The 14,069-nt window shown below is 66.6% G+C and carries 16 protein-coding genes; 2 read left to right on the forward strand and 14 right to left on the reverse strand.

Annotated features, from left to right (window positions below):
- Positions 1-8: 8 nt before the first annotated feature.
- The 7 genes from ASG67_RS15555 to ybgC all read right to left on the reverse strand — a co-directional run bounded on the left by ASG67_RS15555 (position 9) and on the right by ybgC (position 5,014).
- The gene (locus ASG67_RS15555; protein WP_056532030.1) at positions 9-389 is read right to left on the reverse strand and encodes a glycine zipper 2TM domain-containing protein; all 381 of its coding nucleotides are present in this window, start codon (positions 387-389) and stop codon (positions 9-11) included.
- A gap of 106 nt (positions 390-495) precedes the next feature.
- Entirely contained in the window at positions 496-1,017 is a 522-nt protein-coding gene (gene pal, locus ASG67_RS15560) for a peptidoglycan-associated lipoprotein Pal (protein ID WP_056532031.1), read from the reverse strand.
- 29 nt (positions 1,018-1,046) lie between these two features.
- Positions 1,047-2,438, reverse strand: a complete 1,392-nt coding sequence (gene tolB / locus ASG67_RS15565; protein ID WP_056532033.1) for a Tol-Pal system beta propeller repeat protein TolB — start codon at positions 2,436-2,438, stop codon at positions 1,047-1,049.
- 2 nt (positions 2,439-2,440) lie between these two features.
- Positions 2,441-3,427 (reverse strand): hypothetical protein, encoded by a 987-nt coding sequence (locus ASG67_RS15570; RefSeq protein ID WP_056532035.1) that lies wholly within the window; start codon positions 3,425-3,427, stop codon positions 2,441-2,443.
- A gap of 2 nt (positions 3,428-3,429) precedes the next feature.
- Complete coding sequence (gene tolR / locus ASG67_RS15575; protein WP_056532037.1) at positions 3,430-3,855, reverse strand: protein TolR; 426 nt, start codon at positions 3,853-3,855, stop codon at positions 3,430-3,432.
- A gap of 13 nt (positions 3,856-3,868) precedes the next feature.
- Positions 3,869-4,561 (reverse strand): protein TolQ, encoded by a 693-nt coding sequence (gene tolQ / locus ASG67_RS15580; protein WP_056532039.1) that lies wholly within the window; start codon positions 4,559-4,561, stop codon positions 3,869-3,871.
- Positions 4,562-5,014, reverse strand: coding sequence for a tol-pal system-associated acyl-CoA thioesterase (gene ybgC, locus ASG67_RS15585; RefSeq protein ID WP_056532418.1), 453 nt, complete (start codon positions 5,012-5,014; stop codon positions 4,562-4,564). It lies immediately after the preceding gene.
- A gap of 93 nt (positions 5,015-5,107) precedes the next feature.
- Between ybgC and ASG67_RS15590 the strand changes: the two genes are divergently transcribed.
- A complete protein-coding gene (locus ASG67_RS15590) occupies positions 5,108-5,512 on the forward strand; it encodes a VOC family protein (RefSeq protein ID WP_056532041.1) in 405 nt (134 codons plus the stop codon).
- A gap of 9 nt (positions 5,513-5,521) precedes the next feature.
- Here ASG67_RS15590 and ASG67_RS15595 read toward each other — a convergent pair whose 3' ends face one another.
- From ASG67_RS15595 to ASG67_RS15610, 4 genes are all read right to left on the reverse strand, one after another.
- The gene (locus tag ASG67_RS15595) at positions 5,522-6,241 is read right to left on the reverse strand and encodes a hypothetical protein (RefSeq protein ID WP_056532042.1); all 720 of its coding nucleotides are present in this window, start codon (positions 6,239-6,241) and stop codon (positions 5,522-5,524) included.
- A gap of 105 nt (positions 6,242-6,346) precedes the next feature.
- Positions 6,347-7,333, reverse strand: a complete 987-nt coding sequence (locus ASG67_RS15600) for an NAD(P)H-dependent flavin oxidoreductase (protein WP_056532044.1) — start codon at positions 7,331-7,333, stop codon at positions 6,347-6,349.
- Between the two features lie 151 nt (positions 7,334-7,484).
- Positions 7,485-9,203, reverse strand: a complete 1,719-nt coding sequence (gene mqo, locus ASG67_RS15605) for a malate dehydrogenase (quinone) (RefSeq protein ID WP_082543582.1) — start codon at positions 9,201-9,203, stop codon at positions 7,485-7,487.
- A gap of 339 nt (positions 9,204-9,542) precedes the next feature.
- Entirely contained in the window at positions 9,543-10,796 is a 1,254-nt protein-coding gene (locus ASG67_RS15610) for an aspartate kinase (RefSeq protein WP_056532046.1), read from the reverse strand.
- A 53-nt stretch (positions 10,797-10,849) separates the two neighbouring features.
- Between ASG67_RS15610 and ubiG the strand changes: the two genes are divergently transcribed.
- A complete protein-coding gene (gene ubiG, locus ASG67_RS15615) occupies positions 10,850-11,578 on the forward strand; it encodes a bifunctional 2-polyprenyl-6-hydroxyphenol methylase/3-demethylubiquinol 3-O-methyltransferase UbiG (RefSeq protein ID WP_056532048.1) in 729 nt (242 codons plus the stop codon).
- A gap of 22 nt (positions 11,579-11,600) precedes the next feature.
- Here the strand turns inward: ubiG and ASG67_RS15620 are convergent, their stop codons facing one another.
- The 3 genes from ASG67_RS15620 to acpS are packed head-to-tail and all read right to left on the reverse strand — an operon-like array spanning position 11,601 to position 14,049.
- On the reverse strand, positions 11,601-12,677 hold the full coding sequence (locus tag ASG67_RS15620) for an AI-2E family transporter (protein WP_056532050.1): 1,077 nt from the start codon (positions 12,675-12,677) through the stop codon (positions 11,601-11,603).
- A complete protein-coding gene (gene lepB / locus ASG67_RS15625) occupies positions 12,674-13,642 on the reverse strand; it encodes a signal peptidase I (RefSeq protein ID WP_056532052.1) in 969 nt (322 codons plus the stop codon). The genes ASG67_RS15620 and lepB overlap by 4 nt, the downstream gene beginning before the upstream one ends.
- The gene (gene acpS / locus ASG67_RS15630) at positions 13,639-14,049 is read right to left on the reverse strand and encodes a holo-ACP synthase (protein WP_056532054.1); all 411 of its coding nucleotides are present in this window, start codon (positions 14,047-14,049) and stop codon (positions 13,639-13,641) included. Before acpS ends, lepB begins: the two co-directional genes overlap by 4 nt.
- Between the last annotated feature and the right edge of the window lie 20 nt (positions 14,050-14,069).

Here is a 14,069-nt window from a genome sequence, read left to right on the forward strand (position 1 = left end):
ATATTCGATCAGCGGCACTTCACCTTGCCGCGATCGACCGACCGGCCGAGCAACGCGCCACCGCCGGCACCCGCCAGCGTGCCGAGCGTACCACCGCCGATCAGGTTGGCGAGCAGACCACCGCCAACGGCGCCAACTACCAGACCGGTCGTGCCATCGTTGCGCTTGCAATAGGCCCGACCATCCTGACCGCGATAGATGCGGTCGTTACGACTCAGGCGACGCTCACGATAATTGCCGCGACGGTAGCTGTCCGACGGGTTCCAATCGCCATCGCGATCACCCTGCCAACGGTTGTCACGTGATTCGCGACGCTGCGCATCGGCGGGCGCGGCGGCCATCGGGGCGACCATGGCGGCCATGGCGAAGGCGGCGATCAGCTGTTTCATCGAATTGCTCCTTGGGGCGAAACAAGGACAACGCGGCTGTCACAGCCAAGTTCATTTACCTTCGACGGACGGTGCTTCACGGGGAAGAACCGTCCGCCCGACAGGATCAACCGAGGACGATCGTCACCGCGCGGCGGTTCTGGGCATAGGCCTCGTCATCCGATCCGGTAGCGACCGGGCGCTCGCTGCCATAGCTGATCGTCGTCATCCGGGTGGCCGATACACCACGGGCCGCCAGATAGTTCTTGGCGGCGTTGGCGCGACGATCGCCCAGCGCGAGATTGTATTCGCGGGTACCGCGCTCGTCGCAATGACCCTCGATGGTAATGCGGACATTGGGATAGCGCGCCAGCCACTGCGCCTGATTGTCGAGGATCGTGCGCGCGGCGGGATCGATGTCGTATTGGTCGAGCCCGAACAGCACCGTGTTCGACGTCACCGACCGCTTGAAATCGGCGTCCGACCCCGGCGTGATCGCGCCATCGGTGGGCGTGACCGGGCCGGTCGGGCCGGTGTCGCCCGTGTTCTGCACGGGCGCGGGCGGCAATACTTCGGGGCGCTTCTTGGAGCAGGCGGCGATCGCCAGCGCGGCGGTGGCGATGATGAGGCTGGTCTTCAGCTTGGCCATGACATTCTCTCCCAGTGTGTATCGAAAATTCAGGGGCGCAGCGGCCCCCAGGCGGGGTCGGAACCGTCGAGGGGGGTCGGAATGCGGCGTTCGTTGACGCCGGTCAGATCGACCATCCACAGGGTCGCCTTGCCCGACGAACCCCGGCCCGAGCGATAAAAGGTGATCGCGCGGCCGTTCGGCGACCAGCTCGGCCCCTCGTCCGACCAGTCATTGGTCAGCAGCTTCTCACCACCACCCGATGGCGACATGGTGCCGATACGAAAATTACCCGCCAGCTTGGTGAAGGCGATCAGGTCGCCGCGCGGGCTCCAAACGGGGGTGGCATAGCGGCCACCGCCAAAGCTAATCCGCTGTTGGTTGGATCCATCGGCATTCATGACATAAATCTGCTGCCCGCCGGAGCGATCCGATTCGAACACGATGCGGCTGCCGTCAGGCGAATAGCTGCCACCGGTGTCGATGCCGGGCGACGTCGTCAGCCGAGTCGGCGTGCCGCCCTGGCTCGACACGCGGTAAAGGTCGGTATTGCCGCCGGTCGCCATCGAGAACAGGATGTTGCGGCCATCGGGTGAAAAACGCGGCGCGAAAGTGGTCGCGACATTCTGCACCACCAGCCGCTGCCGGCCCGACCCGATGTCGTACACATAGATCGACGGAATGCGCCCGGCATAGCTCATATACACGATCGACTGCTGGTTCGGCGCGAAGCGCGGCGTCAGCACGATCGACTGGCCGTAGGTCAGGAAGCGGTGGTTGGCGCCGTCCTGATCCATGATCGCCAGCCGCTTGATGCGCTTGTCCTTCGGTCCCGTCTCGGCGACATAGACCACACGGCTATCGAAGTAAGGGCCTTCGCCGGTCAGGCGCGAATAGACCGTGTCGGCGCATTTGTGCGCGGCACGGCGCCAGTCTTCGGGCGGCACGACGAAACCCTGCCGCGCCAGTTCGCGCTGGGCAGACACGTCGTACAGATAACAGCCCACGGTCAGCGTCCCGTCGCCATTGGCGCGGATATAGCCCTGCACCAATGCCTGTGCCTGCGTGCCGCGCCAATGGTCATAGGCGGGTTGCGTCACTTCCGGGAAGGACACCGATTTCAACTGGCCGGGCGACAACGGCGTGAACAGGCCGGAATTGCGCAGGTCGTTGGCGATAATATCCGACAACTGCCGACCGAGCGCGTCGGTGGAACCGGCGCGCGTGTTCACCACTGCCGCGGCAGGCATCACAGGAATCGCGATCGGCGTCGGCGCAGAGATGCCACCCTCGACATCGACGATCAGGCCGCCGTCACCCTGCCCCGCCGGCTGCTGGCCGGCGGCGGCCGGCGGCGCTTGCGGCGCGGCGGCGGGTTGCTGGGCGGCGGCAGCGGTGCCGAGCAGGAGCGCAAGGGCGAAAGGCGAGCGGAACATGGGCATCCTCAACCAGGCAGCTTGTAACGGAGCGTGAAGTTGCTCCAGCCATTCTGAACGTCATACAACTCATCGGGCAAGCCGCGAAGGGGCGAACAACCGGTGAAGGTGGCGATCGCCAGATCGTCGACCCGGTCGACGTATCGCTGGTTCTCGTCATCGACGCCGGTATGCCCAACGACGCGCGGTCTGCCGGCCAGCGTGCCATCGCGGTTCAGGCGCAGGTTGATCGCGACGCGGATACGCTCGGCACCGGGGCCGGGATTCACCTGCCGGTTGGCACAGGGCTGCACCTGCCGCAGGATCGCGGAGCCGATATTGGCGGCGGCCTGCGCGCCCATCTTGGCAGCCGGCGCGGCCTCCGCCTTCGATGGCGAGGGACGATCGGACAGCCCCTTCAGGAAATCGTCACCCAGGCGCGAACCGCGCGGGCGCGCCGCCGTCGCCGTCGGCGATTTGCCGCTACCCTTGGTCGCGGCGGATTTGGCGGCTGGCTTCGCAGCGGCGGTCGCGGTCTTGGCGGGGGCGGCCTTGGCCGGTGTCGCGGCGGCCGGCTTCGCGGGTGCTGGCTTGGCCGGTGCGGCTTTCTGGGCAGCAGGCGTCGGCCGGGGTGGCGCGGGCTTGGGCTTCGGCACGGGAACAGGGGCCGGCGCCGGCTTTGGACGCGGCTGCGGCGCCGGGGCGGGCGCAACCTTCGGGGCGGGCACAGGGACGGGTGCGGGAGCCGGTTCGGGTGCAGGCGCTTCCTCGGCGGGCGCGGGCGGCGCGGCATCTTCGGGCGGCCCCTGCTCGGGCGCGATCGAGGGCGCGGCCTCGGCCGTGGGCGCGGGCGACGTCTGTTCCAGTGCGACGTCCTCGACCAGCGACACCTCCACCGGCGGCACGCTGGGTTTCAGCGGTTCCGGACTGGCGAGGAAGCCGAGCGACAGCAGCGCAAAGAGCACCGCATGCCCCGCGACCGCGATACCGATCGCCAGCTTTTCGCCGCGCTCCACCGTTATTGCTCCACGCTGACCAGCGCGACGCGGTTCAGCCCGGCGCGATTCAGTTCGCCCATCACCCGCATCACGCGGCCATAATCCAGCGCCCGGTCGGCGCGCAGCAGAACCTGCGGCGGCTGCGACCCGCGCGCCTTGGCGACGATCGCCTCCAGCCGGCCGGGCAATGCCGCCTCGGCGATCTCATCCTCGCCCAGGAACAGCTTTCCCTGCCGATCGAGCGACAATGCCACCGGTTGCTGATCCTGATCCAGCGGCTTGGCCCGCGCATCGGGCAGATCCACCGGCACGCCAGCGGTCAGCAGCGGCGCCGTCACCATGAAGATGATGAGCAGCACCAGCATCACATCGACCAGCGGCGTGACGTTAATGTCCGCCATCGGCGCGCGCCGGTCTCGACGGCCGGAGGGAAGGTTCATCGCCATGTCAGCGGCCTCTTCAACGGGCTGCGTCGAGCTGGCGCGACAGCGTGGTGTGGAAACCGTCGGCAAAGCGGTTCAGCCCCGCCTCCACCTTGTTCACACCGTGGCTGAAGCGATTATACGCGATCACCGCCGGGATCGCCGCAAACAGGCCGATCGCGGTGGCGAACAACGCCTCGGCGATGCCCGGGGCCACGACGGCGAGCGACGTATTCTGCGCCGAGGCGATGCTGGTGAAGCTGCGCATGATGCCCCACACCGTGCCGAACAGGCCAACGAACGGCGCGACCGATCCGATCGTCGCGAGGATGTTCAGGCGATCGGACAGCTTGTCGATCTCCAGCGCGACGGCGGCGCCCATCGACGTTGCCAGCCGTTCGCGCGTGCCGCCCTTGTCCACCGTGCCGCTCGCGGTCGACCGGCGCCATTCCTGCACGCCAGCCGCAAAGACACGCGCCGATGGCAGATCGCGGTTCGCTTCGGTCTTGTGGAACGCGTCGATGTCCTCGGCCTTCCAGAAATCGCGCTCGAACCGGCCCATTTCGGCGCGGGTGCGGCGCAGGCGGCCCGAAAAGGCGATGATGATCGCCCAGGTCCAGATGCTGGCGAGCAACAGCCCCGCCATCACCGACTTCACGACCCAGTCGGCCTGCAGGAAAAGCGCGATCGGCGACAATGTCGCCGCGTCCATGTTCAAAACCGGATTCATTCAGCCCCCTTGAGCGACGAGCTTGGCATAGATGTCGATCCAGGCACGCGGCTGGCGACGCGGACGGCCGGACGCGGCGACGAGCGCCGCGACCACATCCGCTTGTGCCAGCACTCGGTCGGCGCACCTGACTGTCTGATGAATGGCGACCCGCGCCGCACCCACCTCGATGACCCGCGATACGACCAAGAGCGCATCGTCGAGGCGGGCGGGGGCGAGGTAGCGGATGTTCAGGCTGGCGACGGCATACGCCCCCTCTCCCGCCTCGAACACCGCCCGCTGGTCGATCCCGGCGACCCGCAGCATGTCGGAACGGGCGCGCTCCATGTAGCGCAGGTAATTGGCGTGATAGACGACGCCCGACAGGTCGGTGTCCTCGAAATAGACGCGCAAGGGAAACCGGTGTTCCGATCCCTCGAAGCGTCCTGCCGCCGGTTGATCCAGGCCGTTCATCGCGGCAGGCGTTAACCGAAGCGGGCGGCAGAAGGAACCCGCTTGGCGGCTCACGCGGTTCGGCATAGCCTGTCAGGTTCAAGGAGATAGACGATGGCGGATCGACCGACCGGCGGCGTGACCGCGTTCCTGACCATCGCCGCACGGCGCGGGCGCGAGGCCCTGTCCTTCTACGAACGCGCCTTCGCCGCTGAGGTGGTGGAGCGCAATGTCGCGGAGGATGGCGAGCGGTTGATGCAGGCGTCGCTGCGGCTGAACGGCGGCTGGATCATGCTGTCCGACGAATTTCCCGAATGGACGGGCCATGCCGCGCCGCCACCGGCCGGCGTGACGCTGCACCTTCAGGTCGACGATGCCGATCGCTGGGCCGCCCGCGCCGCAGCGGCGGGGGCGGTGGTGACGATGCCGGTTGCGGATCAGTTCTGGGGCGATCGATACGGGCAAGTGGTCGATCCGTTCGGCCATCGCTGGTCGATCGGATCGCCGATCAAGGGGTGATGCCTGCGATCACGGCTCGCCGACGCCTATCCGAACGGAGGCCATCTGCACCGGCGCGGCCTGCGCGGCGACCATGACCGACGCGGGAGCATGGCGGGCCTGCCACGCGGTACGAGCGATGCGATAGCGATCGAACTTGACGAAGAACGCCAGCATCGGCGCCTCTAACCGCGGCAGCGCGGTGGCGGCGAATGCCGGCAGCGAGTCGGGCGCAATGATCGCCACATCACGGATCACGCCCAGTGCCGCGGCGCAGAACGCCTCCTTGGCCGGCGGCAGCGCCCAGAAGTTATAGAGGCGGGTCATCGCATCGTCCTGATACGCCTGCCAGTTGGCGCCGAACCGCGCCTTATATCGCTGCGCCACGGCATCCGTGATCGTCGTCAGCGTTGCTTTATGCGTGGTCAGCAACGCGTTGTACCCGTCGATGAGCTGATCCGCCGCCGCCCCGCGACAGCCGAGCGCCGCGACGTTCAGTGCCACCCGCAGGTGCCACGTCGTCTCCTCGGTTGATAATCCCCGATTGGGGGTCAGGTAACCGCCTGCGCCATCGGCGACGGGCGGTTCGAAATTGGGCGATGCTCCTGCGGGAAGCGCCGGCGCCGCATCGTCGATTACCGCCACCGCCGGCATGATAGATGCTGGTGCCAACAACATCTCTTGTGCAGCAACCGGCGGCGACAGGAACGACGCCACCAACGCGGCAATGCGGAACGATACGCGTAGCATGCAGAACCCCCAAGTGTTCAGGGGGTTACATTGACCCGAACCGGCTCTACCGCCGGTTACCGATCACGGTTTCGCCGCCGTTTACCGCGATCCGCCCGGCTTTTTTCAGGCGGCGCGCTTGTCCAGTGCGTGCGCGGCCTCCGCCATCAATTCGGCGATGATCGCGGCGGCGGGCTCTTCCTTCGTCACCATGCCGACGGACTGGCCGGCCATCACCGAGCCATGCTCGACATCGCCATCGATCACCGCGCGGCGCAGCGCCCCTGCCCAGTAATGCTCTATCTGCAACTGTGCCTCGGCCATCGCGACGCGACCTTCGTCCAGATGTCCCGCCACCTCGCGCTGCTTGGCGGTGAACAGCTCGCCACCCGCATTCTTCAGTGCGCGCACGGGAATGACGGGCAGGCGCGGATCGAGCTGGACCGAGGCGACGGCATCACGGGCCGAAGCGCGGATGAATGCCTTCTTGAAATTGGCATGGGCGATCGATTCGGTGGCACACACGAACCGCGTGCCGAGCTGGACGCCCGCCGCCCCCATGTCGAGATAGCCGGCGATCGCCTCACCCCGGCCGATCCCGCCGGCGACGAACACCGGCAGTTGCTCGCTGAGTTCAGGCAACATCTCCTGCGCCAGCACGCTGGTCGAGACCGGGCCGATATGGCCGCCCGCCTCCATCCCCTCGATCACCAGCGCGTCGATGCCCGACCGGATCAGCTTCTTCGCGAGTGCCAGCGTCGGTGCAAAGCAGATCACCTTGGCACCGCCGGCCTTGATCGCCTCCAGCGATCCCTTGGGCGGCAGGCCACCCGCCAGCACGACATGGCCGACGCCGTGGCGCGTGCAGACATCGATCAGCGCCATCAGGTCGGGGTGCATGGTGATCAGGTTCACGCCGAACGGCTTGTCCGTCATCGCCTTGGTCGCAGCGATCTCGCGATCGAGCAGGTCGACGGTCATCGCCCCGCACGCGATCACGCCGAAACCGCCCGCGTTCGAGATGGCGGCGACCAGATGCCGTTCCGACACCCACGACATGGCGCCGGCCATGATCGCCACCTCGGTGCCGAGGAATGCCGCGCCCTTCGCCATGCGGCGGGCGAGGCGTTCCTCGCCCACGGTGGAGGCGGTGGCGCCCGCAGTAGCGGGGGATGCGGCAACAAGGGTGTCGGTCATCCCCCTGCCTAGCGCGGGTGGCGGGCCGGCGGCAAGCGGTGGCCGGTCGGCAGGTTACTTCAGCGGGTCACAGGGCCAGATCGGGGCTGCGATCAACCTTGACCCGCGTCGCCGCCGGTCGGGGCCGGTCGGTGACGTGGACGGCGGGCGAGGCGACCGCCAGTTGCAGCGTCTCGGCCGTCGATGCCCATGTCTTTGCGATGCCATCAGGATCGTCGTTCAGCGAATTGCCGTAACTGGGCACGATCTCGCGGATCTTGGCCTGCCATTGCGGTGTCGCCAGCCGGTTGCCGAACACCTTCTTCAACAGGTCCAGCATGATCGACGGCGCGGTCGACGCACCCGGCGACGCGCCGAGCAGGGCGGCGATCGACCCATCCTTCGACGCGACGATCTCGGTGCCGAGTTTCAGCACGCCGCCCTTGTCGGGATCGCGCTTGATGATCTGCACGCGCTGCCCCGCCTGCCACAGCCGCCAGTCGGCGTCCTTCGCCCCCGGAAAATACTCGCGCAGCGCATTCATCCGGTCTTCCTGCGACATGATGAGCTGGCCCGCGAGATATTCGACGAGATCGAAATCGTCCCAGCCGACCGCCAACATCGGTCGGAAATTGTCGATCGTCACCGATGCCGGCAGATCGAAATAGGAACCCTGTTTCAGGAACTTGGTCGAAAACGTCGCGAACGGCCCGAACAGCAGCACCTGCTTGCCATCCAGGTAGCGCGTGTCGAGATGCGGGACCGACATCGGCGGGGATCCGACCGCCGCCTTGCCATACACCTTGGCCAGGTGACGCTGGGCGATCGTGGGATTGTCGGTGACCAGGAACGAGCCGCCGACCGGAAAGCCGGCGTAATCGTCGGCTTCGGGAATGCCTGATTTCTGCAGGATAGGCAGCGCCCCGCCACCGGCGCCGGCGAACACGAAGCGGGCCTTGATGACCTGCTTATCGTCGCTTTTCATATCGCGGGCGGTGACGCGCCAATGGCCGTCCGTCTCGCGCTCCAGCGACCGCACCTCGTGACCAGTGGTCAGGGTGAAGCCGGGCTGCTTCTTCATCGACGCGATATATTGCCGCGTCACCTCTCCCCAGTTGCAATCGGTGCCGAGCGGCGACCGGGTGGCGGCGAGCTTCGTGCCGGCCGGGCGACCCTGCATCATCAACGGCACCCAGGCGGCGATCTGCGCCGGATCGGTCGTGAACTCCATGCCGGAAAAAAGCGGACTCGCCTCCAGCGCGGCATGCCGCTTTTGCAGGAACGCGACATTGTCATTGCCCCAGACCAGATTCATGTGGGGTGTGGAATTGATGAACGACCGGGGGTTGGCGAGCATGCCCGCCTGCACCTGATGGCTCAGGAACTGGCGCGTGACCTGAAACTGCTCGTTGATCTCCACCGCCTTCTTGATCTCAACCAGACCATCGGCGGCGTTCACCGGCGTATAGTTCAGCTCGCACAGGGCGGAATGGCCGGTGCCGGCATTGTTCCAGCCGCCAGAGCTTTCCTCGGCCACCTGATCCAGTCGCTCGACCAGTTCGATCGTCCAGCTCGGCTCCAGTTGGTGGAGCAGCACGGCCAGCGTCGCGCTCATGATACCGCCGCCGATCAACAGCACGTCGACGTTACGCTCGGTCGCCGCGCCGGTGGCGGCCCCTGGCACCATCGCGGCGGACCCCGCGACGATCGCCGAGCCCAACAGGCCGCGCCGGGTCACGCCACCGGTTGGTACAGGGCCGGTCTGTGACCCGGTCTTGTTGTTGGTCGTTGCGGATTGCACCGTCATGCCTCGTTGATGTCGGTCCGGGCCTCGTCGCTCACCGGCCCCACGGGGCAGGAACACACAACGGCCCATCACCGGATTGTTGGTCCGGTCACGCCGATCATCCGTATCGAATGGACCGAGCGCGACCGCTGCTCAAAGTCCTCGCCCATCGTCGTGGAATTCTTGGTTGGAATTCTCGGGATACCGCGCGGCAAACGATGCCAGAGGGCGGTCCGTTCCCAACATATGGCATTATCGACGGCCGCGCGCAAGAAGCGCGCCCCCTATCCAGCCCTCCGCCTCGAACAGCGAAACGCTGGTTCGAGGCGACTTGGATCATGCATCAAGCCGCCGGATTACTCAGCCCGCGACCTCGGCATCCAGACCGTAAGCGGTATGCAACACGCGCACCGCCAGTTCGGTGTAATCCTCCTCGATCAGCACGCTGACCTTGATCTCCGACGTGGTGATCGCCTGGATGTTGATCCCGCGTTCGCCCAGCGTCGTGAACATCGTGGCGGCGACGCCCGCATGGCTGCGCATGCCGACGCCGACGACCGAAATCTTGGCGACGCGCGTGTCGTGGACCAGCTTCTCGAACCCGATATCGGCGCCGTTCAGCACGTCGAGACTGCGCGGCAGATCGGCCATCGGCACGGTGAAGGTGACATCGGTCGATCCGACCGAATGCGCCACGTTCTGGACGATCATATCGACGTTTATGCCCGCATCGGCCAGCGGCGCGAAGATCGATGCCACCGCGCCGGGGCGATCGGGCACCGCGACGAGGGTGATCTTCGCCTCGTTCTTGTCGTGCGCGATTCCGGTGATGAGCTGGCGTTCCACGTCGGTAATCTCCTCTTCCCCCACGATCATCGTGCCGGGCAGCGCGTCCGCCATCGGCGCATCCTCGCCCGTGAAGGACGAGAGCACCTGGACGCGGACCTGTTCCTTCATCGCCAGACCCACCGAGCGGGTCTGGAGCACCTTGGCGCCGACCGAGGCCAGCTCCAGCATTTCCTCATACGTCACCCGCGCCAGCTTGCGGGCGCGGGGCACGATGCGGGGGTCGGTGGTGTAGACGCCGTCGACATCTGTGTAGATGTCGCACCGCTCCGCCTTCATCGCCGCCGCGACCGCGACCGCGCTGGTGTCCGATCCACCACGGCCCAGCGTCGTGACGCGGCCGGTGTCGGTGACGCCCTGGAAACCGGGGATCACCGCCACCTCGCCCGCGTTCAGGCTGGCGTCGAGCGCAACGGTATCGATCTCGCCGATACGGGCACGGGCGTGCGCATCCGACGTGGCGATCGGCAATTGCCAGCCGAGCCATGAGCGCGCGGGCACGCCCGCCGCCTGCAACGCGATCGCCAGCAGTCCGCTGGTGATCTGCTCGCCCGCCGAGACGACGACGTCATATTCGGCCGGATCGTACAGCGCCGATGCCTCGCGACAGAAACCGACCAGGCGATCGGTCTCGCCCGCCATCGCCGATACGACGACCGCCACCTGATTGCCGGCATCGACCTCACGCTTCACGCGCGCGGCGACGCTGCGGATGCGCTCGATCCCGGCCATCGACGTGCCGCCGAACTTCATCACGATACGCGCCATGGAAAGCGATCGACCTCCTTGGGTAAAAGCGGCGGCCCTGATAGGAACCGGACATGCACAGCGCAAGCGACACGATCGATCCGAACGAAGCCGCCCATTTCGGCAAGATGGCGGCGGCATGGTGGGACCCGAAGGGGTCGTCCGCCATGCTCCACCGGCTGAACCCGGTACGGCTGGGCTATCTTCGCGCGGCGGTGGACGCGCATTGGGGCGGCGAGGCACGCGGTTTCGCGCCGCTCGCCGGCAAGCGCGCGCTGGATGTGGGCTGTGGCGCCGGATTGCTGGCGGAACCGCTGGCTCGGCTGGGTGCGACCGTAACGGGGGTGGATGCCGCGCCCGAGAATATCGCCGCTGCCGCCGCCCATGCCACCGCCGGCGGCCTGTCGATCGATTATCGCGCCGGCGGGATCGAGACGGTGGCGGGCGAACAATTCGACCTCGTCACCAGTCTGGAGGTGATCGAGCACGTATCCTCGCCGCCCGCCTTCGTGCGCGGTCTCGTTTCGGCGCTGGCACCGGGCGGGTTGATGATCCTGTCGACGCCCAACCGCACGCCGCTGTCACGACTGGCGATGATTACGCTCGCCGAGGGGACCGGCGCGATCCCGCCGGGGACGCATGACTGGGACCGGTTCCTTACCCCGGAGGAATTGACGACGCTGCTGGCCAGCGAAGGCATGGTGGTGCGCGATATCCAGGGTCTGGTCTTCACCCCGACGCGCGGGTTCGCGCTGGGGGCATCGACCTCGCTCGATTATCTGCTGACCGCGACGCACGGCTGACCGGCTTCCGGCGGCCGGACGATCAGGCCGCCGCCTCGTCCTTTTCCTCGTTCCGCTGCGACCGCCGCTCCAGCGCGGACTTCGTCATGGCGGTGAAGGGGTCGGCCAGCGCCAGTCCCATGATCCCGAACAACGCGCTCATCAGGATCTGCGCGCCCAGCGTCAGTGCCGGCGGCAGGTCGACGGTCTTCTTCGCGACGATCGGCAACAGGACATATCCGTCGAAGGTCTGCACGACGAGATAGGTGCCAATCGCCCAGAAGCCGACACTCGTCCCCGCCGAAAAGCCTACCGCGATCATCAACGCGCCGCTGATGAACGCACCGATATTGGGAATGAACGCCAGCAGTCCGGTCAGGATGCCCAGGATCATCGCCATCGGCACGCCACCGATCATCAGCGCGAACCACGTAATGACGCCCTCCGCCGCCATCCCCAACAGGCGCCCGGCCAGCAGACGGCGCAACGTATTGCCCATCCGCTCGATCGTGATCGAGAACTCCGCCCTGTGGTCGCGCGGGACCATCCATTCCAGCCCTCGTCGATACGCCGTCGGATCCATCGCCACGAACAGACCGATGATCATGATCATGAACATGCTGGTCAGCGCACCTACCGCGCTGCCGACCCACGACGTAATCCGCCCGACCGACCCCAGCGCCTGCTTGACGATGCCGTTCACGTCCGACGCCCCCGGCATCAGCCCCTGCGCGCTCAACCAGGTGGTGAAGCGGTTCGCCTGCGTTTCCAGCGTCGATCGCAACTGCATCACCTGTTCGGTGACCTGCACACCGGTCAGGTAAAAGGTGCCGAACAGGAACGCGACCGTCAGCAGCACGACGATCAGCAGTCGCCAGCCACGCCCGATCGGCAACACCCGCCCCAACAGGCGCACGCCGCCATCCAGCAACGCCGCGAACACCAGCCCGGCAAAGATGATGAGGAGCGGCTGGATCAGCAGGACCACAAGGGCAATGGCACCCGCCATGCCCAGCCAGACCGCCGCCCGCTTTACCTCTTTGCCGACGAACGGGTCGCGCGATTCGATCGGCCCGGCCTCGACCGGCACATCCGCCGCCGGCGTCGGCCGTTCGCTCACTTCTCCGCCTCGGTCGGATGCAACGAGGTGCCCGCCCGACCCGACCGCAGCGATCCCCACCAGGTCAGCGGATTGAGCGATGCATCGCCATCCAGGCTGAACGTCACAAATTCCGCGCGACCGCCCAGATTTTCGTATGGCACCGGTCCGCCCAGCCCCTGCTCGACCAGCGAATACCGGCTGTCGGCAGAGCGATCGCGATTGTCGCCCATCAGGAAGACATGGTCGGCAGGGATCGTGATCGGACCATAATCGTCACCGGGGCTCCAGCCGAGTTCGATCGTGTCGTAATGGCGACCATTGGGCAGCGTCTCGGTGATCGTCGGCAGGCGGCAGACGATCTTGCCCGACCCCAACGTCTCGCGCGCGCCGGGATAATCGGTGTCCGAACAGGGGGTGTTGGTATCGACCGGGATCAGCGTGTCATGTACGCGGCCACGGCGGACCGCCTGTCCGTTCAGGATGACGACGCCGCTTCGCACTTCCAGCCGATCGCCCGGCAGACCGATGACCCGCTTGATATAATCGGTATGCGTCCCCGGCGGCGTCACGATCACCACGTCGCCCCGCGTCGGCAGCGATCCGAACAGCCGTCCCTTGATGAACGGCAACTGCGCGCTCCAGCTGTCGACCGGCTGGCGCAGCACCGCGCCACGGAAGATCGAGATCGGATCGGGAATGGTCGGCGATACGAACGACCAGCCATAAGCGAACTTCGACACCACCAGCCGGTCGCCGACCTGCAGGCCCGGCAACATCGATTCGGACGGGATGTAGAACGGCTTGGCGATGAAGCTGTGGAAGCCCAGCACGATCAGGATAAGCCAGAAGATGCCCTTCACCTCCGCCCACCAGTCGGTGCCACCGCGCCGCACGTCGCGTGGACTTTTCGCCGGATCGGGCGGAGTGCCTTCGCTCGGGCTGGCCTGCGGGCCCTGATTGCCGTCCAACAGCGCGTCCTTCATGTGGCAGGGTCCGGTATCGCCTCGATAATCACAAAAGCCTGCGCCCAGGGATGATCGTCGGTCATGGTCAAATGTATACGCGCCGCCATGCCATGCGGGATCATGGCGTCAAGCCTTGCCTGCGCGCCGCCGGTCAACGCCAGCGTCGGCGCGCCCGAAAGGGCGTTGACGACGCCGATGTCCTTCATGAACACGCCGGCCCGAAATCCGGTGCCCACCGCCTTCGAAAACGCCTCCTTGGCCGCGAACCGCTTGGCCAGCGTGCCGGCCCGCGTGAACGGGCGGCGGGCGGCGCGGGCCAGTTCGACCTCGGTGAAGACCCGGTTCTCGAAACGCATGCCGAACCGGTCCAGTGACGCCTGAATACGCTCGATATTGCAGAGGTCGGACCCCAGGCCGATAATCACCGACCGGTCATCCCATGCCG

Origin of the sequence: Sphingomonas sp. Leaf339, assembly GCF_001426195.1 — a bacterium.
In the GTDB taxonomy this organism is placed as follows: domain Bacteria; phylum Pseudomonadota; class Alphaproteobacteria; order Sphingomonadales; family Sphingomonadaceae; genus Sphingomonas.

Excerpts from the sequence above, each read along its gene's own strand:
- ASG67_RS15555 (WP_056532030.1), bottom strand. The coding sequence starts at position 389 with ATGAAACAGCTGATCGCCGCCTTCGCCATGGCCGCCATGGTCGCCCCG.
- pal (WP_056532031.1), bottom strand. The coding sequence starts at position 1,017 with ATGGCCAAGCTGAAGACCAGCCTCATCATCGCCACCGCCGCGCTGGCG.
- tolB (WP_056532033.1), bottom strand. The coding sequence starts at position 2,438 with ATGCCCATGTTCCGCTCGCCTTTCGCCCTTGCGCTCCTGCTCGGCACC.
- tolR (WP_056532037.1), bottom strand. The coding sequence starts at position 3,855 with ATGGCGATGAACCTTCCCTCCGGCCGTCGAGACCGGCGCGCGCCGATG.
- tolQ (WP_056532039.1), bottom strand. The coding sequence starts at position 4,561 with ATGAATCCGGTTTTGAACATGGACGCGGCGACATTGTCGCCGATCGCG.
- ybgC (WP_056532418.1), bottom strand. The coding sequence starts at position 5,014 with ATGAACGGCCTGGATCAACCGGCGGCAGGACGCTTCGAGGGATCGGAA.
- ASG67_RS15590 (WP_056532041.1), top strand. The coding sequence starts at position 5,108 with ATGGCGGATCGACCGACCGGCGGCGTGACCGCGTTCCTGACCATCGCC.
- ASG67_RS15595 (WP_056532042.1), bottom strand. The coding sequence starts at position 6,241 with ATGCTACGCGTATCGTTCCGCATTGCCGCGTTGGTGGCGTCGTTCCTG.
- ASG67_RS15600 (WP_056532044.1), bottom strand. The coding sequence starts at position 7,333 with ATGGCGAAGGGCGCGGCATTCCTCGGCACCGAGGTGGCGATCATGGCC.
- mqo (WP_082543582.1), bottom strand. The coding sequence starts at position 9,203 with ATGACGGTGCAATCCGCAACGACCAACAACAAGACCGGGTCACAGACC.
- ASG67_RS15610 (WP_056532046.1), bottom strand. The coding sequence starts at position 10,796 with ATGGCGCGTATCGTGATGAAGTTCGGCGGCACGTCGATGGCCGGGATC.
- ubiG (WP_056532048.1), top strand. The coding sequence starts at position 10,850 with ATGCACAGCGCAAGCGACACGATCGATCCGAACGAAGCCGCCCATTTC.
- lepB (WP_056532052.1), bottom strand. The coding sequence starts at position 13,642 with ATGAAGGACGCGCTGTTGGACGGCAATCAGGGCCCGCAGGCCAGCCCG.